21 protein-coding genes are annotated in these 21736 nt (G+C 67.1%); 16 read left to right on the forward strand and 5 right to left on the reverse strand.

Features of this window, described 5'->3' with window-relative positions:
- Positions 1-36: 36 nt before the first annotated feature.
- Positions 37-1194 carry an HPP family protein gene (locus tag CAL26_RS00210; RefSeq protein ID WP_094844963.1) on the forward strand — a complete coding sequence of 386 codons (1158 nt, stop codon included), beginning with the start codon at positions 37-39 and terminating at the stop codon, positions 1192-1194.
- A 76-nt stretch (positions 1195-1270) separates the two neighbouring features.
- Here CAL26_RS00210 and CAL26_RS00215 read toward each other — a convergent pair whose 3' ends face one another.
- A complete protein-coding gene (locus CAL26_RS00215; RefSeq protein WP_094844964.1) occupies positions 1271-1702 on the reverse strand; it encodes a VOC family protein in 432 nt (143 codons plus the stop codon).
- A 137-nt stretch (positions 1703-1839) separates the two neighbouring features.
- On the opposite strand from CAL26_RS00215, the gene CAL26_RS00220 reads away from it, so the two are divergent.
- A complete protein-coding gene (locus CAL26_RS00220) occupies positions 1840-2580 on the forward strand; it encodes a GntR family transcriptional regulator (protein ID WP_094844965.1) in 741 nt (246 codons plus the stop codon).
- A 28-nt stretch (positions 2581-2608) separates the two neighbouring features.
- Here the strand turns inward: CAL26_RS00220 and CAL26_RS00225 are convergent, their stop codons facing one another.
- Together CAL26_RS00225 and CAL26_RS00230 are read right to left on the reverse strand one after the other, a co-directional pair.
- Entirely contained in the window at positions 2609-3340 is a 732-nt protein-coding gene (locus CAL26_RS00225) for a ribonuclease activity regulator RraA (RefSeq protein ID WP_094844966.1), read from the reverse strand.
- 16 nt (positions 3341-3356) lie between these two features.
- Positions 3357-3677 (reverse strand): PsiF family protein, encoded by a 321-nt coding sequence (locus CAL26_RS00230; RefSeq protein ID WP_094844967.1) that lies wholly within the window; start codon positions 3675-3677, stop codon positions 3357-3359.
- A 217-nt stretch (positions 3678-3894) separates the two neighbouring features.
- Between CAL26_RS00230 and CAL26_RS00235 the strand changes: the two genes are divergently transcribed.
- The 14 genes from CAL26_RS00235 (at position 3895) to CAL26_RS00300 (ending at position 19011) form a co-directional block, all read left to right on the forward strand.
- Complete coding sequence (locus CAL26_RS00235) at positions 3895-4614, forward strand: helix-turn-helix domain-containing protein (RefSeq protein ID WP_094844968.1); 720 nt, start codon at positions 3895-3897, stop codon at positions 4612-4614.
- Positions 4615-4719: 105 nt separating this feature from the next.
- Positions 4720-5484, forward strand: coding sequence for an ABC transporter substrate-binding protein (locus tag CAL26_RS00240; protein WP_086062833.1), 765 nt, complete (start codon positions 4720-4722; stop codon positions 5482-5484).
- Positions 5485-5517: 33 nt separating this feature from the next.
- Positions 5518-6171 (forward strand): amino acid ABC transporter permease, encoded by a 654-nt coding sequence (locus CAL26_RS00245; RefSeq protein ID WP_094844969.1) that lies wholly within the window; start codon positions 5518-5520, stop codon positions 6169-6171.
- Complete coding sequence (locus tag CAL26_RS00250) at positions 6168-6899, forward strand: amino acid ABC transporter ATP-binding protein (protein WP_094844970.1); 732 nt, start codon at positions 6168-6170, stop codon at positions 6897-6899. The genes CAL26_RS00245 and CAL26_RS00250 overlap by 4 nt, the downstream gene beginning before the upstream one ends.
- 13 nt (positions 6900-6912) lie before the next feature.
- Positions 6913-8250, forward strand: coding sequence for an NAD(P)/FAD-dependent oxidoreductase (locus tag CAL26_RS00255; RefSeq protein ID WP_094844971.1), 1338 nt, complete (start codon positions 6913-6915; stop codon positions 8248-8250).
- 170 nt (positions 8251-8420) lie between these two features.
- Positions 8421-9644 carry an SAM-dependent methyltransferase gene (locus CAL26_RS00260; protein ID WP_256987823.1) on the forward strand — a complete coding sequence of 408 codons (1224 nt, stop codon included), beginning with the start codon at positions 8421-8423 and terminating at the stop codon, positions 9642-9644.
- The gene (locus tag CAL26_RS00265) at positions 9628-10986 is read left to right on the forward strand and encodes an FAD-binding oxidoreductase (protein ID WP_094844972.1); all 1359 of its coding nucleotides are present in this window, start codon (positions 9628-9630) and stop codon (positions 10984-10986) included. The genes CAL26_RS00260 and CAL26_RS00265 overlap by 17 nt, the downstream gene beginning before the upstream one ends.
- Before the next feature lie 246 nt (positions 10987-11232).
- Positions 11233-11991: an ABC transporter permease gene (locus tag CAL26_RS00270; RefSeq protein WP_179283268.1), complete on the forward strand. Its 759-nt coding sequence runs from the start codon at positions 11233-11235 to the stop codon at positions 11989-11991.
- A gap of 3 nt (positions 11992-11994) precedes the next feature.
- On the forward strand, positions 11995-13071 hold the full coding sequence (locus tag CAL26_RS00275) for an ABC transporter ATP-binding protein (RefSeq protein ID WP_094844974.1): 1077 nt from the start codon (positions 11995-11997) through the stop codon (positions 13069-13071).
- Between the two features lie 7 nt (positions 13072-13078).
- Positions 13079-13981: an ABC transporter permease gene (locus CAL26_RS00280; RefSeq protein WP_094844975.1), complete on the forward strand. Its 903-nt coding sequence runs from the start codon at positions 13079-13081 to the stop codon at positions 13979-13981.
- 60 nt (positions 13982-14041) lie between these two features.
- Complete coding sequence (locus CAL26_RS00285) at positions 14042-15289, forward strand: metal-dependent hydrolase family protein (RefSeq protein ID WP_094844976.1); 1248 nt, start codon at positions 14042-14044, stop codon at positions 15287-15289.
- 3 nt (positions 15290-15292) lie between these two features.
- The gene (locus CAL26_RS00290; protein ID WP_094844977.1) at positions 15293-16906 is read left to right on the forward strand and encodes an amidohydrolase family protein; all 1614 of its coding nucleotides are present in this window, start codon (positions 15293-15295) and stop codon (positions 16904-16906) included.
- Positions 16884-17906, forward strand: coding sequence for a CobW family GTP-binding protein (locus tag CAL26_RS00295; protein WP_094844978.1), 1023 nt, complete (start codon positions 16884-16886; stop codon positions 17904-17906). Before CAL26_RS00290 ends, CAL26_RS00295 begins: the two co-directional genes overlap by 23 nt.
- A gap of 40 nt (positions 17907-17946) precedes the next feature.
- Entirely contained in the window at positions 17947-19011 is a 1065-nt protein-coding gene (locus CAL26_RS00300; RefSeq protein WP_094844979.1) for an extracellular solute-binding protein, read from the forward strand.
- A 58-nt stretch (positions 19012-19069) separates the two neighbouring features.
- Here the strand turns inward: CAL26_RS00300 and CAL26_RS00305 are convergent, their stop codons facing one another.
- Together CAL26_RS00305 and CAL26_RS00310 are read right to left on the reverse strand one after the other, a co-directional pair.
- Entirely contained in the window at positions 19070-20707 is a 1638-nt protein-coding gene (locus tag CAL26_RS00305) for a long-chain-fatty-acid--CoA ligase (RefSeq protein ID WP_094844980.1), read from the reverse strand.
- 30 nt (positions 20708-20737) lie between these two features.
- Complete coding sequence (locus tag CAL26_RS00310) at positions 20738-21733, reverse strand: tripartite tricarboxylate transporter substrate binding protein (protein ID WP_094844981.1); 996 nt, start codon at positions 21731-21733, stop codon at positions 20738-20740.
- Positions 21734-21736: the final 3 nt, after the last annotated feature.

Consider the following 21736-nt stretch of genomic DNA (forward strand, 5'->3'; position numbering starts at 1 on the left):
CGTTCCAGTCCATAGGCGCCGGCTTGGAGACAACGCGTGTTCAGCTGGTTCAAGCAAGGCCTGGGCGCATACGCGCCGGCCCCCGTCGGCGCCAGCCGGCGCGACAAAATCCTGGGCGCCTTGGGCGCGCTGCTCGGCCTGTCATGCACGGAATGGATCGCCCGCCATGCGCTGGGCGAGGCTAGTCCGTGGTTCATCGCGCCGATGGGCGCGTCGGCCGTGCTGGCGTTCGCCGCGCCGGCCAGCCCGCTGGCGCAGCCCTGGTCGTTGATGGTGGGCAACGTCAGCGCCGCGCTGGTCGGCGTGTTCTTCTCGCACCTGATTCCGGCGCCGGGCCTGGCGGCGGCCTGTAGCGTCGCCGCGGCCATCGCCGTCATGTTTGCCCTGCGCTGCCTGCATCCGCCCAGCGGCGCGGTCGCGCTGACCGCGGTGCTGGGCGGCCCTTCCATCGCGCAGCTGGGCTATGGCTATGCCCTGTACCCGGTGGCGGTGAACTCCGCGGTACTGCTGTGCATCGCGGTGGTCTTCAATGGCGTGCTCAAGCGCAATTATCCGCACCGCCACGTCCAGGCGGCGCCGGCCGCGCTGAACCGCGCGGCCACGCCGCTGGGCTTCACCGGCGCCGATCTGGACGAAGCCCTGCGTTCGCATGACCAGTTGCTGGACATCAGCCGGGAAGACCTGGCGGATATCGTGCTGGAGGCGGAACGCCGTGCCAGCCTGCGGCGCTTCGGCGGCCTGGCCTGCGGGCAGGTCATGCTGCGGGACGCGGTCGTGGTGCGCGATGACGAGCCGCTGGACGCCGCCCTGCGCCTGCTCGATCGCCATCGGCTGGCAGCCCTGCCCGTCGTGGATGGCCAGGGCCATCTGCTCGGCCTGCTGGCGCACGGCGACGCGTCCGCCCGCACGGTGCGGCTGGCGTCGGCGCCCGGAGCGCCTTCACGCGCCTCGCTGGCGCGCGATTGCATGCGCTCCGAAGTGGCCTATGCCACGCCCGCCATGCCGGCCATCGAGCTGGCCCGGCCGATGGCGTCCGGCATCGCCTGCGTGCCGGTCGTGGACGATGCCCGTCGGCTGGTCGGCGTCATCCATGCGTCGCAACTGATCGACGCCCTGTATCAGCTGGCGCTGGCTTCCGGCGATTCCGCGGCGGGCAATCCCGCGGCGAGACGCGCCCTGGACGTGGCCGCCTGAGCACGCCAACTGAGCACGCCAATCGACCACGCCGACTGACCACGCCGCGCCGATGCGCGGCAGCCGGCGTCGTGGCCTATTGCAGCACTTCGCCGTGCACGCCGGCGGCCAGCGTTTCGCTTTCCCAGCGCTTGCGCGGCACCACTTCGGCCACTGGCCCGCCCGGTGAACGGAACTTGACCGGCAGATGGCCGGGCTCGGTCAGGATCTCCCCGCCGTTTTTCTTTATCGCCGCGATGAAGGCGTCCAGATCGTCGACCTCCATGCCGATGTGGTGGATGCACGGCGACGGGCCGGCGAATTCCGCTTCGTCAGCATCCGCCGATTCGTACTGGATCAGCGTCAGGTCCATGTAGCCGTCGGTCATGTGGCGGGAGATGTGGTCGCCGCGCTTGCCTTTGCGCCGTACCGTGTTCACGTGGGTATAGCCGAAGACGTTCTCGTAGAACGCGCTTTCCCTGTCCAGGTCTTCGACCCGGAAGGCGATGTGCTTGATGGGATTGGGCATGTCAGTCCTCCTGGTGGCGCCTGCCGTCCGGCATGGCGTGCGGCGAGTGTAGGCCTCGGGCCCCGCACGAGTCAAACGAATCATTCGAATGATTCGAATTGATACAATGGCGGCCAGCCTTCCGCCGGATCCCAGCCATGCCCGCCAGCGCGCCTTCTTACGACCAGCCTCTCTATGAAATCGTCCGTGCCGGAATCGTCGAGCGCCTGCGCACCGGTGTGTGGACCGCCGGCGACCGCCTGCCGCCGGAGCCCGAGCTGGCCAGATTGTTCGGCGTCGGCATCGGCACGGTACGCAGGGCGGTCGAAGCGCTGGTGGCCGAGCGGCTGCTGACGCGCCGTGCCGGGCGCGGCACGGAAGTCGCGCGCTTTACCGACGACCACGCCTTCGACCTGTATTTCAACTACGTCGATCCGACGGGCGCGGCCATCAAGGTGACGGCCGAGTTGCTGTCCTTCGCCAGGGAGCGCGCCACCGCGCGTTTCGCCGCGCTGTTCGGCATCGAACGCAACGGCTCGCTCGCCCATGTGGAGAACCTGCGCCGGATGGACGGCGTACCGGTAATGCTGGACCGCCTGTGGATGCCCTTGAACGTGTTCCCGAATTTGTCCGGGGACGATTTCGCGGCGCGGCGCGGTTCGATCTACGGGTACTACCAGGAACGCTACGGCGTGTCGGTCGTGCGCGTGCAGGAGGACGTCACCGCGGCGGATGCCGACGCCGGCGTGGCCGCGGCCTTCGGGCTCAAGCCCGGGACCTCGGTGCTCCAGGTCGAGCGTACGGCATACACCTTCCAGGACAAGCCGGTCGAATTCCGGCGGCGCTACGTGGACACGCGGCATTGCGCGTATCGCAACGTGCGCGGCTTGCAGGATTGATCCGCCCGACTCCCGTGGGCGGGCGGGTTCAGGGCCGATCGCGCCGCTGCGCGCGCCAGGCCTGGTAGCGCGCCTGGTTCTCGGCATTGGGCGGATACAGGCCCGGCAACTGCGCGCCGCCTTCCACCTGTTCCATGATCCAGGCTTCCTGCTGTTCCTGTTCGACGGCGGCCTGCACGACTTCTTCCAGCAGGGCGGCGGGTATCAGCACCGCGCCGTCGGCATCGAGCACGATGACGTCATTGGGAAACACCGCCACGCCACCGCAGCTGATGGGTTCCTGCCAGCCGACGAAGGTCAGGCCGGCGACCGAAGGCGGTGCCGCCGCGCCGCGGCACCAGACCGGCAGCTGCGTGCCCAGCACGCCGGCCAGGTCCCGCACCACGCCGTCGGTGACCAGCGCCGCCACGCCGCGCTTGCGCATGCGCGCGCACAGGATGTCGCCGAAGATGCCGGCGTCCGTCACACCGAGCGCGTCGACGACGGCGATGCCGCCATCGGGCATCGCCTCGATGGCGGCCCGCGTGGAAATCGGCGACGCCCATGATGCCGGCGTCGCCAGGTCTTCCCGTGCCGGGACGAAACGCAGGGTGAAGGCCCGCCCCACGATGCGGGGGCTGTCCGACCGCAATGGCGCCGCGCCGCGGATCCACACATTGCGCAGGCCTTTCTTCAGCAAAACGGTGGTCAGCGTCGCCGTGGTGATGTGCGTCAGGGCCTGGACGATACTGCCATCCAGCGGTGCGGCTTGCGTGGTCATGTGGGTCTTCTCCTGGTCAACCCTTCAGGCAGGTGCTCATGAAGGTCTTGCGCTGGTCGCCCTTCAGCGCCTGCTTGCTGGCCTGGGCATTGCAGTCCTTCATCTTCTGTTGCTGCGGCGTCAGGGTGGCGGCGGGCTGTTCGCCTTTCAGGCAGGCGCTCATGGCGGATTTGTAGGTGTCGCCGGTCTTCCCCTTGTTGGCGGCGCTGCATTTCGCCATCCGCTCCTGTTGCGGCGTGGGAGTCTTGGCGGGCGCGGTGGTCTGCGCGATGGATACCGAAGCGGCCAGGCTTGCCGCCATGGCGGCCATGATCAACGTGCGATGTCGAAAAAGCATGATGTCCTCTCGATAAGAGGGCCGGCCGCGTGCCGTCCTGCATGCTCGCGCGTACGCCTGCCGCCCCTGCACACGCCGGCGCGCTCCGCCGGTGCGGCGATCATGTTCCAAAGCGGGGCCGCTCGCAAGGGGGCAAACGCGGGATGTCCCTAGGTTGCCGCTGGCAGCGGCGCGCCGCTAGCATTGAAAATTCCAGAATCGTGAAAATTTCATTTCCATGGCCCTGTCGACCGCCGCACGCAAGCCTACGCCGGCGCCGGACGCGCGAGCCGCGATCCGGCCGCGCGCCGTGCGCCAGGGGCATTCGCTGGTCGATCTCTGGCTGGGCGAACAACTTCGCCAGCTGCGCAAGGACCAGGGCCGCTCGCTGGCCGACGTCGCGGCGGCCTGCGGCATGTCGCTGGGCCTGCTTAGCCAGATCGAGCGCGGACTGAGTTCGATATCGGTGAAGACGCTGCGGGTGCTGGCGCGCGAGCTGAGCGTGTCGGCCGATACGCTGTTGCGCAACGCCGAATGCGACGACACGGCCGCTGGCGACAACGTCGAACGCGCCGGCACGCATCGCATGCTGCGCCTGGACGAAAAAGGCATTGCCAAGGAAGTGGTGACGCCGCCCGCCGCGCGCACCATGGACCTGTGCCGTATCTCCATCGCGCCCGGCGGCTCCACCGGCGACGACCTGTTCGTCACGGACAAGGGCGAGCAGGTGGGCGTGGTCCTGAGCGGCCTGCTGGAGTTGCGCATCGAAGACCGCGTCATGCTGCTGCGCGCGGGCGACAGCTTTTGCTATGCCAGCCGCACGCCGCGCCGCTGGCGCAATCCGGGCGATGTCCGCACGGAAGTGATCTGGGCCATCAGCAATATCGCGGCTGATACGGACGGCGATGCGAACGCACCGCCGCCACGGCCTCGGGAAGGACGGCGCCGGCGAACCTAGCGCCCGTTGACCGAAGGACTTTTCTTCAACGTCAACGGGCCGTGGTCCGCCGCCGCCGGCACGTCAACGTCACGCGATTTCACTTCACGCACAAAAGGACGATCCATGAAGCTCAGATCCATCGCCGCATCCCTGTTCGCCGCGATTTCGCTGGCCGCGGCCGCCACGGCCGGCGCGCAGGCGGTCGTGAAGGTGGGCTCCACGCCCACCGGCAGTCCGTTCACCTTTCTGGATACCAAGACCAACTCCATCGAAGGCGTGATGGTGGACATCATGAAGGCGGTCGGCAAGGAGGCCGGCTTCCAGGTGCAGATCGAACCCATGGCGTTCTCCGCCTTGATCGGTTCGCTGCAATCCAAGCGCATCGACGTGATTTCCGCGGCGATGTTCATCACGCCCGAACGGCAGAAGGTGGTGTCCTTCTCCGATCCCGTCTACACCTATGGCGAAGGCCTGATGGTGCCCAAGAGCGACACCAAGGAATACACCAGCTTCGCCGACATGAAAGGCATGACCGTGGGCGTGCAGGTCGGCACGGCCTTCGTCAAGCCCATCCAGGACAGCGGCGTGTTCAAGGAGGTCAAGCTCTACGACAATCCGCCGGACATGATGCGCGACGTCAACGCGGGCCGCATCCAGGGCGGCTTCATGGATTATCCGATCGCGGCCTACACCATCAACCAGAATGCCAGCGGCGCCTTCAGCAACCTGCGCATGGTCAAGAGCTACAAGCCCGCCGTGACCGGCAGCGTGGGCATCGCCACGCGCAAGGACGATCCCGAATTGCTGAAGAAGATCGATACGGCGCTGAAGAAGCTGAAGGCCGACGGCACGGTCGACGCCATCCTGAAGAAGTGGGGCCTGGCCTGATCCTGGCGCACCCAGGCAACGGGGGATAAAACGATGATGGAATTCTTCCAGGATGCGCGGGAATACCTGCCCATCCTGCTGCAGGGCGCCAAGCTCACCATCCTGGTGACGGTGGGCTCGCTGGCCTTGTCGACCGTGCTGGGCCTGGTCTGGGCCCTGATGCGCGTGTCCGGCATCAAGGCCCTGTCCAGGTTCAGCGCCGGCCTGATCAATGTGCTGCGCGGCATCCCCATCATCGTGCTGCTGTTCTACATCTACTTCGTCATGCCGGATGCCGGCATCGCGCTGACGGCGGTGCAGGCCGCCATCATCGGCCTGGGCATCGCCTACTCCGCCTACCAGGCGGAGAACTTCCGCGCCGGCATCGAGGCCATCGACCGCGGGCAGGTGGAAGCGGCCATGGCGATGGGCATGAGCTGGAGCCTGACCATGCGCCGCGTGGTGCTGCCGCAGGCCGTGCGCATCGTGCTGCCGCCCTACGGCAACATCATGATCATGATGTTGAAGGATTCTTCCCAGGCGTCCACCATCACGGTGGCGGAACTGGCGCTGCAGGGCAAGCTGATCGCCGTGTCGACCTTCAAGAACGCCACGGTATTCACGCTGGTCGCGCTGATGTACCTGGTGATGTGCGTGCCGCTCATCCTGCTGGTGCGCCACCTGGAAAAAAGGAGCGCCGCCAAATGATCGCGATGCGAGGCGTGCACAAGCGGTTCGGCGCCCTGGAGGTATTGAAGGGCATCGACGCCGAAATCAGCAAGGGCGAGGTGGTGTGCATCATCGGCCCGTCGGGCTCGGGCAAGTCGACCATCCTGCGCTGCATCAACGGACTGGAGCGCTACAACCAGGGCGAGATCACCGTCGACGGGCAACGCGTGGATTGCGACGCCGCGTCCATCGTGTCGATCCGCACGCAGGTGTCCATGGTGTTCCAGCGCTTCAACCTGTTCCCGCATCGAACCGCGCTGGAGAATGTCATCGAAGGGCCGATCTACGTCAAGGGCGAACCGCGCGCGCAGGCCACCGAACGCGGGCGGGAATTGCTGGCCAGCGTCGGCCTGGCCGACAAGGCCGATGCGCATCCGCCGCAGCTGTCCGGCGGCCAGCAGCAGCGCGTGGCGATCGCGCGCGCGCTGGCGATGCAGCCCAAGGCCATCCTGTTCGACGAGCCGACCTCCGCGCTGGATCCCGAACTGGTGGGCGACGTGCTGGGCGTCATGCGCAAGCTGGCCGACGACGGCATGACCATGGTCGTCGTCACCCATGAAATCAGCTTCGCCCGTGAAGTGGCCGACCGCGTGCTGTTCTTCGACGGCGGCGTGGTGGTGGAACAGGGCGTCGCGCGCGAAGTGCTGAATCATCCCACTCATCCGCGCACGCAGGACTTCCTGCGCCGCGTGCTGCATCCCATGTAAGGACCGCTTCATCATGCCGCAAGCTCAGAGCCGCAGCGCCGACGACGGCGTATTCGATGGCGACGGCAAGGGACCGTTCCCGCTGTCGCCGTCCCTGTGGGCGGCCACCGCCGGCACGGCGCCGCCCACCGAGGCCCTGGCGGGCGCGGCCAGCGCCGATGTGCTGGTGATCGGCGGCGGCTACGCCGGCCTGAGCACCGCGCTGCACCTGGCCGAGCGCGGCGTCAACGTCGTCGTGCTGGAGGCCCGCGATATCGGCTTCGGCGGCTCGGGCCGCAACGGCGGCCAGGTCATCCCCGGCTTGAAGTACGACCCGGACGAACTGCTGGCGCACTACGGACCGGAACGCGGCGAGCAGGTCATCGACTTCGCCGGGCGCACGGCCGATATCGTCTTCGATCTGATCGAACGGCACGGCATGGACGTGCCGCGCAGACGCACCGGCTGGATCCAGGGCGCCCACACTCCGCAGGCGCTGGCGCTGGCGCACAAGCGCGCGGCGCAGTGGGCGCGGCGCGGGGTCGATGCGCGCCCGCTGGACCGCGAACAGGTCGGCGCGCTGCTGGGCACCGACAAATACCTGGGCGGCTGGATGGACACCCGCGCCGGCGCCATACAGCCCCTGAGCTACGTGCGCGGACTGGCGCGCGCGGCGATGAATGCCGGCGCCCGCGTGCACACGGCAAGTCCGGTGGCGGACCTGCGGCGCGACGGCGGCAAATGGATCGCCACGACGGTGTCCGGGGCCACCGTCGCGGCCGACCGGGTGGTGATGTGCACCAACGCCTACGGCGCCGGCCTGTGGCCCGGGCTGAAGCCGACGATCATCGACGCCAACACCTTCCAGGTGGCCACGCGGCCGCTGCCGGAAGACGTGCGCGCCGGCATCCTGCCGCAGGGCCAGGTCTGCTCCGATACGCGCAACCTGCTGCTGTACTTCCGGATGGATCACCAGGGCCGTCTGCTGATGGGCGGGCGCGGACCGTTCCGCGAGCCGCGCGGCGTGGCGGACTGGCGCCACCTGGAGCGCGTCATGGTCAAGATGTTCCCGCGCGTGGCCGGCGTGCCGTTCGAATTCCGCTGGTGCGGCCGGGTCGCCATCACGCGCGATTATCTGCCCCATCTGCATGAACCCGAGCCCGGGCTGCTGATCGACATCGGCTGCCAGGGGCGTGGCGTCGGCTTGCAGACCGCCATGGGCAAGGCGATGGCCGACTACGTGGCCACCGGCTCGGCCGCGGCGCTGCCGGTGCCGCTGTCGCCCATCAAGCCTTTTCCGCTGTACGGCTTGCGGCGTATCTACGTGAATGCCGTCGTGACCTGGTATCGGCTGACGGACGGCGGCGTTTGACGCATCGTTTGAGCCGGATCAATCCGGCGGCGGTAAGACCTTGTAGCATCGTGGTACGTAACCGGCAGGCGCGGGTGTTTGCGGCCGCGCGGCCCGCGGTTAGAGTTGTCTGCGCTTCTCTCCTGGACTAACACCGTGGCCCCGCGGCCATCACGGTAAAGGATTTCCGGATGACGCTGTCACTCGCCTTGAACGGTGCATTGGAAAACCTCAGCATGCTCACGGGAGCGCCCTTCGCGGTGCAGCTGCCGGGTGGCGTCAGGCATGCGATGGGCGGCGGCGATCCGGCCTTCACCCTGACGTTCCACACGCGCCGCGCCGTGATCGCCACCGCGCTGCGCGGGCACATGGGCTTGCTGGAAGCCTACTTCGACCAGCAGGTCGACGTGGACAACCTGGGCGCCGCGCTGGCCGCCGCCATGTCCGGCGGCTTCGAAACGCGGCCCAGGATCGCCAACATCGCCGAGAACCGCCTGCACGAATGGCGGCATTCCAATCGCGATCCGGCACGTGCCAAGGCGAATGCGCGCTTCCATTACGGCTTGGGCACGCCGTTCTACACGCCGTGGCTGGACCGCGAGCTGATGATGTACACCTGCGGCTACTGGGACGAGAACACCCGCACGCTGGAGGAAGCGCAGCGCAACAAGGTCGAGCACGTCTGCCGCAAGATCCTGCTGTCGCCGGGCGAGCGCTTCATCGACATCGGCTGCGGCTTCGGCGGCTTCATGTTCCATGCCGCGGAACGCCACCAGGCCTCGGGCGTGGGGCTCAACACCACCACCGAGCAGGTCGATTGGCTGCGCGAGGAAATCGGCCGCCGCCAGCTGGGCGAGCGCCTGGCCGTGCGCGAAGCGGACTTCCGCGAGGTCGACGGGCAGTACGACAAGGTGGTGTCCATCGGGGTGCTGGAACACGCCGGCCGCGACCAGCTGCGCGACGTGGTGCGCGCGCACGCGGATTTCCTCAAGCCGGGCGGGCTGGGCATGCTGCACTTCATCGGCCACGTGGGCCGTTTCGAAACCGAGCTGTTCATCCGCAAGCACGTCTTTCCCGGCGGCTGGATCCCCGGCCTGGCGGACGTCATCGTCGAGATGGAGCGCGCCGGACTGGAGGTGGTCGACATCGAGAACCTGCGCCGCCATTACGCGCCCACGCTGGATGCCTGGGCCAGCCGCTTCGAGGCCGGCTGGGACACCATCCAGGCGCTGGATCCGCGCCGTTTCGACGAGCGCTTCCGCCGCGTCTGGATGACCTACCTGACGGGCTGCGCGGAGATGTTCCGGCTGTCCAATGGTTATACACATTTGTTCCAGATCGTATTCAGCAAGGGCAACATCACGCGCGCGAACTACCCGATGTCGCGGGCGCACCTGTATGACCGCGAACGCTGATACCTACGCCGGGCGCGTCGCCGCCCTGCGGGCCGAATTGCGGCGGCAGGGGGCCGGCCCGCAAGGCGCGCCGCTGGGCTTGTCCAAGCGCACCTCCAACCTGTTCCGCGACCGCGCCGAAGGGGCGAAGCGCCGGCTGGACCTGGGCGCCTTCCACCACGTGAACGGCGTGGACACGGCCGCGGGCACGGTGGAAGTGGAAGGCCTGGCGACCTACGAAGCCCTGGTCGACGCGACGCTGCCGCATGGCGTCATGCCGGCGGTGGTGCCGCAGTTGAAGACGATCACCGTGGGCGGCGCGGTCGCGGGCGTCGGCATCGAAGCGACGTCCTTCCGCCAGGGGCTGGCGCACGACACCATGCTGTCGCTCGACGTGCTGCTACCGGGCGGCGACATCGTGACCTGCACGCCCGACAACGCGCACCGCGACCTGTTCCATGGCTTTCCCAACTCCTACGGGACGCTGGGCTATGCGTTGCGCATGGTCATGCGGACCCTGCCTGTGCAGCCCTACGTGCGGGTCGAGCACAGCCGCTGCGCCGCGCCGCGCGCGTTCTTCGACGCGCTGGCGCGGGCCTGCGATGGCGAAGCGGACTTTGTCGACGGCGTCGTGTTCGGCGCCGATACCATGGTGCTCAGCGAGGGCCGTTTCGTCGCGGACGCCGCCAGGGTCAGCGACTACACCTATGAACATATCTACTATCGGTCTCTGCTGGAAAGGCAGGTCGATCACCTGACCACCTACGGCTATCTCTGGCGCTGGGATACGGACTGGTTCTGGTGCTCGAAGAACCTGGGCGCCCAGCAGCCGCTGCTGCGGCGCCTGTACGGCCGCGCGCGCCTGAACTCGCGCACCTATACGCGGCTGATGCGCTGGAATTCGCGCTGGGGCCTGACGCGCCGGCTGGCGCGCTGGCGCGGCCTGCATCCGGAATCGGTGATCCAGGACGTCGACATCCCCATCGATCGCGCCGCCGGCTTCCTGGAATTCCTGCTGCGCGAAATCGGCGTGCTGCCCATCTGGATCTGCCCGATCCGCACGCCGGCGTCGGGGCCCGGCTTCACGCTCTATCCCGTGCGCGCGGGACAGCTCTACGTGAACTTCGGCTTCTGGGACGTGGTGCAAGCCAGGGAGCCGCATGGCGAAGGCCACTTCAACCGCCTGATCGAACAGGAAGTCCTGCGTTGCGAGGGCATCAAGTCCCTGTACTCGGACGTGTATTTCAGCCGCGAGGAATTCGATCGCGCCTACGCGATGCGGCAATACCAGGCGCTGAAGGACCGCTACGACCCCGGCGGGGCGATGCTGGGCCTCTACGAAAAATGCGTGGGCCGGCGTTAGCGCCGGGGATTGTATTGAGGTTAACCATTATTCCAACCCGCGGCCCGGCTTCCTAAGATGCCGGTTCCACCATCGTGGCCGTTGTCTTTCTAGCGGGGGTTTTCCCTGCCGCCGGCGCGATACGTTCGGAGGACAAGTTTCTTGGCCAGTACAGCTCATTCCACCGCGGGTGCGGCGACCTCGGTGGCGCGGCGCGGCGCCCGCATCCCCTGGGCCAGGTTCCTGCATCGCGCGTTCGTGGCCTTGATGTACGGCTTCATGCTGTGCCCCCTGGTCGTGGTGGTGTGGCTCAGTTTCTTCAAGGACGCCATCCTGTATTTCCCGCCGTCGGGTTATACCGTCCAGTGGTACGTCAAGGCCTGGGCCAACGACGCGTTCGCCAACGGCTTTGTCTTCAGCCTGCAGGTGGCCCTGCTGGCGGCGGCTTGCGGCGTCGTGCTGGGCGTCATGGCCGCGCTGGCGCTCACGCGCTATCGCTTCGCGGGGGCGGCCTGGGTCAACACCATGCTGCTGTCGCCGCTGCTGGTGCCCGGCATCGTCGCCGGCATCGCCATCTACCTGTTCTATCTGCGCGCGGAAAACCTGCTGGACCACGACATCGTCGGCACCTACGGCGGCCTGGTCGCGGCCCATGTATGCCTGACCATTCCATGGACCGTGCGGCTGGTGACGGCCAGCATGGCGGGCCTGGATCCTTCCATCGAGGAAGCGGCGCGCAACCTGGGCGCGAGCGGACGCGTGGCCTTCATGCGCATCACGCTGCCCATGCTGCGCCCCGCCATCGTCGCGGCGGGCCTGTTCAGCTTCATCGTGTCGTTCGAGAACCTGGAATTGTCGCTGTCCCTGGTCGGACCGGGGCGCACCACCCTGCCCATCGCCATCATGCAGTACCTGGAATTCAATCTGGATCCGACCATCGCCGCCGTTTCGTCCGTGCAGATACTGCTGCTGGGACTGATCATGCTGGTGACGGATCGCTTCGTCAAACTCAGTCAGGTGGTATAGGCGATGGCCAAGGTTTCATTGGAACATCTGCACAAGCAGTTCGGCGCGTCGGTGGCGGTGGCCGACTTTTCGCTGGAGATCGCCGACGGCGAGCTGGTCGCCTTCCTGGGCCCCAGCGGCTGCGGCAAGACCACCACCCTGCGCATGATCGCCGGATTCCTGGCGCCGTCGGCCGGCACCATCCGTATCGGCGGCAAGGACATCACGGACCTGCCCGTGCACAAGCGCGACACCGGCATGGTATTCCAGCGCTACGCCCTGTTCCCGCACATGACGGTGGCGCAGAACGTCGCCTTCGGGCTGGAGATGCACAAGGTGCCCGCCGCCGAGCGCGACGGCCGCATCCGCGACGTGCTGGACATGGTGCGCATGACCGCGCTGCGCGACCGCTATCCGCGCCAGTTGTCGGGCGGCCAGCAGCAGCGCGTGGCCATCGCCCGCGCGCTGGCCATCCAGCCCAAGGTGTTCCTGCTGGACGAACCGCTGTCCAACCTGGACGCCAAGCTGCGGCTGGAGGTGCGCGAGGAAATCCGCGCCCTGCAGCAGCGCCTGGGGCTCACCACGGTTTTCGTGACGCACGACCAGGAAGAAGCCCTGGCTATCGCCGACCGCATGGCGATCATGCATGACGGCAAGGTGCAGCAGGTGGGCACGCCGGACGCCTTGTACGAGCGGCCCGCCAATCTGTTCGTGGCCGACTTCCTGGGCAAGATGAATTTCTTCCGTGGCGGGCTGTCCGACGGCGGCGTGTTCGGTACCGAGCAAGGCGCGCGCATCCATGTCGCCGGCGCGCTGTCCGGCGCCCGGCATGTGGGCGTGCGGCCGGAACGCGTACGCCTGTCGGCGCAGCCTGGCGGCGGCAATGCGATGCCTGGCGTGGTGGAATCGACGGTGTACCTGGGGGCGCAGCTGGAAGTGCGGGTCAAGCTGGAAAGCGGCGAGGCCATCGTCAGCCAGCTGCCCAACGACGCCGGCTGGAAGTCGGCCCTGCCCGCCGCCGGGACGGGCGCGGCGCCCGGTCCGGGCACCCGCGTGTACGCCTGCTTCGACGCGGCTGACTGCGTCACGTTCGCGGACTGAGGCGCCCATGACTGCATCGGCATCCGTTCCCGCATCCACGGCGGCTTCCACCGCCCGGCGCGTGCCGCTGGGCGCCAGCCTGGCCTTCCCGGCGTCGCTGGTGGTGCTCCTGATCATCATGGTGCCCCTGCTGCAGCTGGTTCGGTACAGCTTCAATCATTTCGATCCGAGCGAGATGATGCAGCAGGCGTACACGCTGGAGAACTACACCCGGTTCTTCGCCGATCCCTACTATCGCAATGTGTTCCTGACCACGATAGGCGTGGCCGCGCTTTGCACGGTGCTGGCCCTGGTGCTGGGATTCCCGGTGGCCTACTTCCTGGCCAGGACGGAAAGTCGCCACAAAAGCCTGTTCGTCATCCTGCTGGTGTTCCCATTGATGGTGGGCAGCGTGGTGCGCGCGGCCGGGTGGATGGTGATCCTGGGCAATGCCGGCATCGTCAACGCGGTGCTCAAGCGCCTGGGGCTGATCGAGCATTCCCTGCAGCTGATGTACACACCCACGGCGGTGGTGATAGGCACCACCGCCGTCGTCATGCCCTATTTGATCCTGACGCTGCAAAGCGTGCTGGAAGGCATGGATTTTTCGGTGGAGGAAGCCGCCCGCAACCTGGGCGCGAACTTCTTCACGACCTTTCGCCGCGTCGTGCTGCCGATCGCCGCGCCCGGTGTCGCGGCGGGCACCATGCTGGTTTTCATCCTTTGCATGAATGCCTATGCCACGCCGGTGCTGCTGGGCGGCACCGGCCTGACGATGATGGCCCCCGCGCTGTACGACCAGATCACGCGCGCGTCCAACTGGCCGTTCGGAGCGGCCATGGCGCTGATACTGGTCTGCGCGACGCTGTTGATGGCATTGTTGTCCAACTGGCTGATCCATCGCCGCTATGTGAAAACCATGGCGTCCTGATCGCGATCGCCATCCCCCCACCAAGATCCACCCACCAAGACACGCGCCGGGAGGCCGAGTATGACCGCAGTCCTGTTCGAGAACGCCAATCTGCTTGACCCTGACTCGCCGGAGCTGCGCGAAGGCATGCACGTGCTGGTGGAGGACGGCGCGATCAAGGAAGTCTCCGACCGGCCGATCGGCGCGCGGTCCGCGCGCGCGATCGACGTGCGCGGGCGCACGCTGATGCCGGGGCTGATCGACCTGCATGCGCACGTCATGGCGACCCAGTTGAACCTGAGCACGCAAGGCATGCTGCCCGACGCGCTGGTCATGATGCGCGCGGTCCCCATCATGGCGGCCATGCTGCGCCGCGGATTCACCACCGTGCGTGACGCCGGCGGCGCCGGCTGGGGCCTGAAGTGCGCCGTGGAAGAAGGCACGCTGGTGGGGCCGCGCCTGTTCATCTCCGGCCGCGCCATCAGCCAGACCGGCGGGCATGGCGATCCGCGCCCGCGCTCCGATCATCTGCGGCCCATGAGCTTCTGCGGCTGCTGCTTTCGCGCGGGCGACATCGGCCGCGTGGCCGACGGCGTCGACGACGTGCGCAAGGCCGTGCGGCAGGAACTGCAGATGGGCGCGGACCAGATCAAGATCATGGCGTCCGGCGGCGTGGCGTCGCCCACCGATCCGATCGCGTCCTTCGGCTATTCCGAAGACGAGATCCGCGCCATCGTGGCCGAGGCGCGCGGCCGCCAGACCTATGTGCTGGCCCACGCCTATACCGCGGAAGCCATCAGCCGCGCCGTCAAATGCGGCGTGCGCACCATCGAGCATGGCAACCTGATCGACGATGACGCCGCCGCCCTCATGGCCACGCATGGCGCCTATGTGGTGCCGACGCTGGTCACCTACGAGGCGCTGGCCAACGAAGGCGCCGACTACGGCCTGCCGCCCGACAGCGTCGCCAAGATCGCCACGGTGCGCACCGCCGGCTTGAAGTCGCTGGAGATCTACAAGCGGGCGGGCGTCAAGATGGGCTACGGTTCGGACCTGCTGGGGCCGTCGCAGCGGCTGCAGAGCGACGAATTCCGGCTGCGGACGCAGGTGCTGACGCCGCATGAGGTCATACAGAGCGCCACCAGCGTGGCCGCCGAAGTCCTGCGCATGGAAGACCGCCTGGGCCGTATCGTCCCGGGCGCCATCGCCGACATGCTGGTGGTGGACGGCAACCCCTACAAGGACGTGTCCTGCCTGCTGGGCCAGGGCGACCATATTGATCTGGTCATGAAGGACGGCAAGATCTACCACGACGCGGCGGAGGCCTGAACCATGGCGATCGATAATCCGTATGCCAATGTCGATGTCGGCGAGGAATCCCGCGCGCTGAACGCGGCCAAGGGCTGGCATCCGCCGACGGCCGCCGGCGCGCGCGATCGCGGCGACGGTCCGTTCAAGCGGCTGGTGCTGCGCGGCGCGACCGTCATCGACGGTACCGGCGCGCCGCCCTGGGGACCGGTGGACATCGTGGTGGAAAACGACCGCATCGCCGCGCTGGTGCTGGTCGGCACGCCGCACAAGCCCATCAATCCCGACCGCCGCCCGTCCGCCGGCGACCATGAAGTCGATTGCCACGGCAAGTTCGTGACGCCGGGCTTCGTCGATTCGCACGCCCATATCGGCACGCCGTACCACACGATGAGCGGCGTCGCGCCGCCGGCCGACTACATCTACAAGCTGTGGCTGGCGCATGGCGTGACCACCGTGCGCGAAATGGGCTCCATGAACGGACTGGGCTGGAACCTGGACCAGAAGGAAAAATCCGAGCGCAACGAGATCGCCGCGCCGCGCATCCTGGCGCACGTGGTGTTCCCCGCGGTCAACGATCGCGTCAAGACCATCCACACCCCGGAGCAGGGCCGTGAATGGGTGCGCAGGATCAAGGCGCGCGGCGCGGACGGCATCAAGTTCTTCGGCGCGCCGCCCGCCATCATGCAGGCCGCGCTGGACGAGGCCCGCAAGGTCGGCCTGCGATCCGGCTGCCACCATGCGCAGATGGCGGTCACGCGCGTCAACGCGCTGAAGTCCGCGCAATGGGGGCTGACCAGCTCCGAGCACTACTACGGCTTGCCCGAGGCCTTGTTCGAGAATCGCGTGGTGCAGGACTTCCCCACCGACTACAACTACGGCGACGAGTACTTCCGCTTCGCCCTGGCCGGCCAGACCTTCATGCAGGCGGCCCAGCCCGGCAGCGCCAAATGGCGCGAGGTCATGGACCGCTTCCTGGAGCTGGACCATACCTTCGTGCCGACGTTCAACATCTACGACGCCAACCGCGACCTGATGCGGGCACGGCGCGCCGACTGGCACGACGACTACACCTGGAACGCCATCTGGAAATACTTCCAGCCGCAGCGCGGCGGCCATGGCGCCTACTGGTACCGCTGGAGCACGACCAACGAGATCGAGTGGAAGCAGAACTACCGCCTGTGGATGCAGTTCATCAACGAATACAAGAACCTGGGCGGACGCGTCTGCGCGGGCAGCGATTCCGGTTTCATTTTCCAGATCTACGGGTTCGGTTTCGTGCGCGAGCTGGAGCTGCTGCAGGAAGCGGGCTTTCATCCGCTGGAGGTGCTGCGCGCGGCCACGTCGCTGGGCGCCGACCTGCTCGGCGTGGGCGACGACACCGGGTCGGTGGACGTGGGCAAGCGCGCGGATCTGCTGGTGCATGACCAGAACCCGCTGGAGGATTTCAAGCTGCTGTACGGCACCGGCGCCATGCGCCTGAACGACGAAACCGGCAAAGTGGAATGGAAGCGGTCGTTGCGGCATACGGTGAAGGGCGGCGTGGTGTACGACACCGAGCAGTTGCTGGCCGACGTGCGGGCCCTGGTCAAGGACAGCTGGGAAGGAGATCCGGATGGACCGCCCCACGCCCGTTGAGCTGATCGTCCTGTCGGGCTTCCTGGGCAGCGGCAAGACCAGCCTGCTGGTCGACTTCCTGCGCGGGGACGACGCCGGCGATACCGGCGTGATCGTCAACGAGGTCGGCGAGATCGGCGTGGACGGCGCCATCGTGGCCGACGGCGGCGGTGGCGTGCCGATGACGCTGCTGGCCAACGGCTGCGTATGCTGCTCGCTGCGCAGCGGGCTGGTGGACACCGTGAACGCGCTGCTGAACGCGCCGCGCCCCGATGGCCGGCCGCTCGCCCGCATCATCCTGGAAACCAGCGGACTGTCGCGGCCCGGGCCCATCATCGCGTCGCTGGCCGATCCCGAACTCGCGAGACATGGGCTGCGGCTCAGCGTGGTGACGACCTACGACTGCGCGCGCGGTCCGCTGGGCGACGAGCAGTTCGAGGAAGCCGCCGCGCAGTTCGCCGCCGCGCAGCGCATCGTGCTGACCAAGACCGACCTGGCCTTGGCCGGCGCCGATGGCGGGCTGGACCTGCACGCGGCGCGCGCCCGGGCCATGAATCCCCTGGCCCGGATCGTGGCGGAAGCGGATCGCGACGTCGCCGTGCGGGAGGCCTTCGCCCCCCTGGCGGCCGCGCCGGGCGCGGATCTGGCGCTGGCCGCGTTGAACGCGGTCGGCGCGGCCACCAGGGCGGGACGGGACGCCGCGATCGATCATCCGCGCATACGGGTGTGGCGCGGCACCGTGCGCCAGCCGGTGGCGTGGTCGTCCTTTTCCACCTGGCTCGACGACCTGGCGGGACTGTGCGGCGACCGACTGTTGCGCCTGAAGGCCCTGCTGCGCGTCAGCGATTGCGCCGAGCCGGTACTGATACAGAGCGTGGGCACGACCTTCGGCATGCCGCGCCGCATGGCGACCTTGTCGCCCGATCAGGATGTGTTGATCGTCATTACCCGGGACCTGGATGGCGAGGCGCTGCGCGACCTGCCTTCCGATGCCCCCGTTTCCCTGCGGGCGGTCGCATGACCGCCGCGCTCTTCAATTCAATCCTGGATGGGAGTCGTTCATGAACCAAGAAAGCTCGCGGCGCCGCCGTTTCCTCAAGACCGCTGGCGGCCTGGCCCTGGCGCCGGCCCTGCCGCTGCTGTCCGGACAGGCCCGGGCGGCCGGCAAGGAAGTCATCGTCGGCACCTGGGGCGGCGATTACCAGAACCTGCTGCAGCAATACATTTCGCCGCTGGTGGCCAAGCAGGACATCGGCGTGATATTCGACACCGCCAATGCGGTGCCGCGCCTGACCAAGCTGCGCTCCGAACGCAATTCGCGCCGCGGCAGCATGGACGTCGCGCTGCTGGGTGAAGTGGACATGTACGACGGGTCGCGAACGGGGGGCTTGTCCCCCATCCAGGAGCATCAGTCCGCGCTGCCCAACCTGGCAAATGTGCACGACCAGTTCAAGACGCCGTACTCCATACCGCATATCTTCAGCGCCATGACGCTGGTCTACAACACGCAGCAGTTCTCGTCGCCGCCGGATTCGGTGCAGCTGATGCTGGACCCGAAGTACAAGGGCCGCGTCGGGTTTTCCGACATCCTGTACCTGTACAACGGCTTGTTCCTGGGCGCCGGCCAGAGCGGCGGCCGCTTCGAAAGCTTCGAGCCCGGCAAGAAATTCCTGGAGCAGCTGGCCAAGAACAAGCCGCGCGTCTATCCCTCCAACGAAGCGGTGGCCACCGCGTTCAAGTCCGGCGAGATCTGGATGGCGTGCATGTGGAAGGCGCGCGCGCTGCAATGGCGCGACGCGGGCCTGCCGTTGGGCTTCGCCATCCCGAAGGAAGGCACCATACCGGTGACTTTCGAGGGCGCCGTGCCGAAGAATGCGCGCAATCCGGACGCGGCCTGGGTCTACCTGAATGCCCTGCTCGAGCCGGAAGGCCAGGTGCATTTCGCGCGCGCCATGGGCTACGCGCCCACCGTGCGCAACGCGCCGCTGCCGCCGGACCTGCAGCAACGCGTCGGCTTCACCGACGAAGAGCTCAAGCGCATCTATCCCTACGATCTGGAAAAGCTGGTGACGACCAAGGCCGAGTTCCTGGACTACTGGACCAAGTCATTCAAGGGCGCGCTGTAGGGCAGGCGCCTCGCGCGCCGCGCCGCGGGGGCAGGCGCGGGATGCACATGGCGAGCCGCTAGCGCGGCTTCGCCCTTTCCGCTTCCTGCAATTGGCGCCATGCGATCTTTCCGGTCGCCAGCCTGGGAAGATCGTCGACGAATTCGACCAGTCTCGGATACTTGTAGGCCGCCATCCTGGCCTTGCACCAATCGATGATGGCGGTCTCCGACGTCCGATCCGCGGCGCCTTCTTTCAAGACGATGACGGCTTTCACGGTTTCGCCCCGATAAGGGTCCCGCGCGGCGATCACGCAGGCTTCCCGCACGTCCGGATGCTCGTGCAGCAGCGCCTCGATTTCCGTGGGCCATACTTTGTAGCCCGACGCATTGACCATGCGCTTCAGGCGGTCGACGATGAAGAAATAGCCTTCATGATCCGCGTATCCCAGGTCGCCGGTGCGGAAAAAGCGTCGGCCGTCGAGCGTGACGAACGCATCGTTCGTCGCCTGTTCGTTCTTCCAGTAGCCGGCAAACAGCTTGTCGCTGCATATGACGATTTCGCCCACTTCGCTCGTCGAAAGCTCGCGCAAGGTCTCCGGGTCGATGATGCGCGCATCGGTGTCGAACAGAGGAATGCCCAGGCATTGGCGCTTGAAATGGACGGCGGGGTTTCCCGTGAAAGGCATGCCCTCGGACAGGCCATAGCCTTCCAGGAAATCGACGCCGAGCAGGGCCTTGATACGTTCGCCCACGGCCTGCGGCATGCCCGCGCCGCCGCCGCCCACGCGTTTGAGCGAGCGCAGATCGTAGCTGGCAAGCTGCTCGCTCGCCAGGAAGTCGATCATCACGGTCGGCATCGTATTCCAGTGGGTGATCTTGTGCCGGGCGATGAGCTCGGCCGCCTTGTCCCGATTCCACCGTGGCAGCAAGACGAGCGTGCCCCCAACATAGATCGGCGTATTCATCATGTTCTGCATGCCGGTGATGTGGAAGAACGGCAGCGCCGCCAGGACCACCGTGTCGACGCGCATGGCCATCCAGTGGGCGACCGAGTTGACGCTGGCCATCATCGATCGGTTCGTATGCATGCAGCCCTTGGGCTTGCCCGTCGTGCCGGAGCTATACAGAATGACCGCGAGCCGGTCGGGATCGTGGTCACAAGGCGCGGCCGGCGCAAGCCCGGCCGCGAGGGCGGCGTGGAACCCGTGTACTGAAATCCCGATACCGTCCGCCACGCCCGGCCCGTCCGCGTCCATGGCATCCGCGCCGGTGATGATGATGCCAGCGAGTGCGGAGGCGCTTTCCATCGCCATCAATTCATCCGACATGGCGCTGTCGCAAAAGACGACGCGCGCCTGCGTGTCCGTTCGATAATGGTCGAGTTCGGCCCGCTTGTTCATCGGATTCACCGGGACCACCACGGCATTGAGCCGCAGGATGGCATAGTAGGCCACGACGAATTCGCGCGAGTTCTGCATGTAGATCATGACAGGATCCGAGCTGCGTATCCCCAGTTCCCGTTCCAGGAAGCCGGCCATGTGCTCGACGGCCGTCAGCAGGTCGCGGTAGGTCAGCGTGCCGCGCCCGTCGATCAGCGCGGCCTTGTCCGGAAACCGGGTCGCTGAAACAAGCAGGTTGAAATGGAGATTCGTTGCCGGCGTCGGCAGCCGATGGGGAAGATGCGTCGGCCAACGAGCGATGTCTTGCGGTGTCATGGGCGGGCCTGCTTGACTGGGCGGGAACGGTTAGTCCAGGGTGATATGGAGGTCGGATATCGCCTTGGCCCATGTCTGCCTGTCGCGCGCGACGCGCTGGCCGAAGGTCTCTTCGTCGGTACCGGTCGGTTCCTGCCCGGTGACCAGTATGCGCTGGCCGACATCTTCCCGGTGGACGATCTTCAGGATCGCTTGCGATAACGTCGCGATGACGGCCTTGGGCGTCCCGGCGGGCGCGAACACGCCACACCAGCCGCTCGCATTCATTTCGGGATAGCCGGCCTCTATGAAGGTGGGAATGTCCGGCAGCACCTTGGACCGGACGGGGTTGGCCACCGCGAGTATGCGCACCTTATGGGCGTCGGCGTATTGCTTGTAGGTCCCCACCGCGCCCCAGGCGCTGGTGATGCGGCCGGCGAGCAGGTCCTGAAGCGCGGGAATTTCGCCGCCGTAGGGCACGTGGATCAGCTCGATCCCGGCGCGCTTGGAAAATTGTTCGGCCCAGATATGCGCGGACGTTCCCTTGCCATAGGAGCCGTAGCTCAATTGGCCGGGTTGCTTCTTGGCCAGCGCGACGAAGGACTGCAGGTCCGTGACCGGAACCTGCATGCCGACGCCGAACACGACCGGGGTGTTGGCGATCTCCGCCACCGGCGCGAGGTCGCTCAGCCGATAGGACGAATTCTTGTGGAGCAGGTCGGCCTGCAGCACGCCGGTGTGGGTGATCAGCAGCGTGTAGCCGTCGGGCGCGGACTGCGCGACGGCGCTGGCGGCGATCATGCCGCTGGCGCCGGTCCTGTTCTCCACGATGACCGCTTGCTTGAACTGATTTGACAGCTCAACGCTCAGGATGCGCGCGATCGTGTCGATACTGCCGCCGGGATTGGTGGGCACGATCAGCCTGATGGGCTTTTCGGGGAACCCGGACGCCGGCGGCGCGGCCACGGCCTGCGCGGCGATGCCGGCGGCGATGCCGGCGGCGATGCATGCGTTCCCGCACACCGAGAAGAAAACACGACGATTCATGAT

The sequence above is a fragment of the Bordetella genomosp. 9 genome (assembly GCF_002261425.1).
Classification (GTDB): Bacteria; Pseudomonadota; Gammaproteobacteria; order Burkholderiales; family Burkholderiaceae_B; genus Bordetella_C.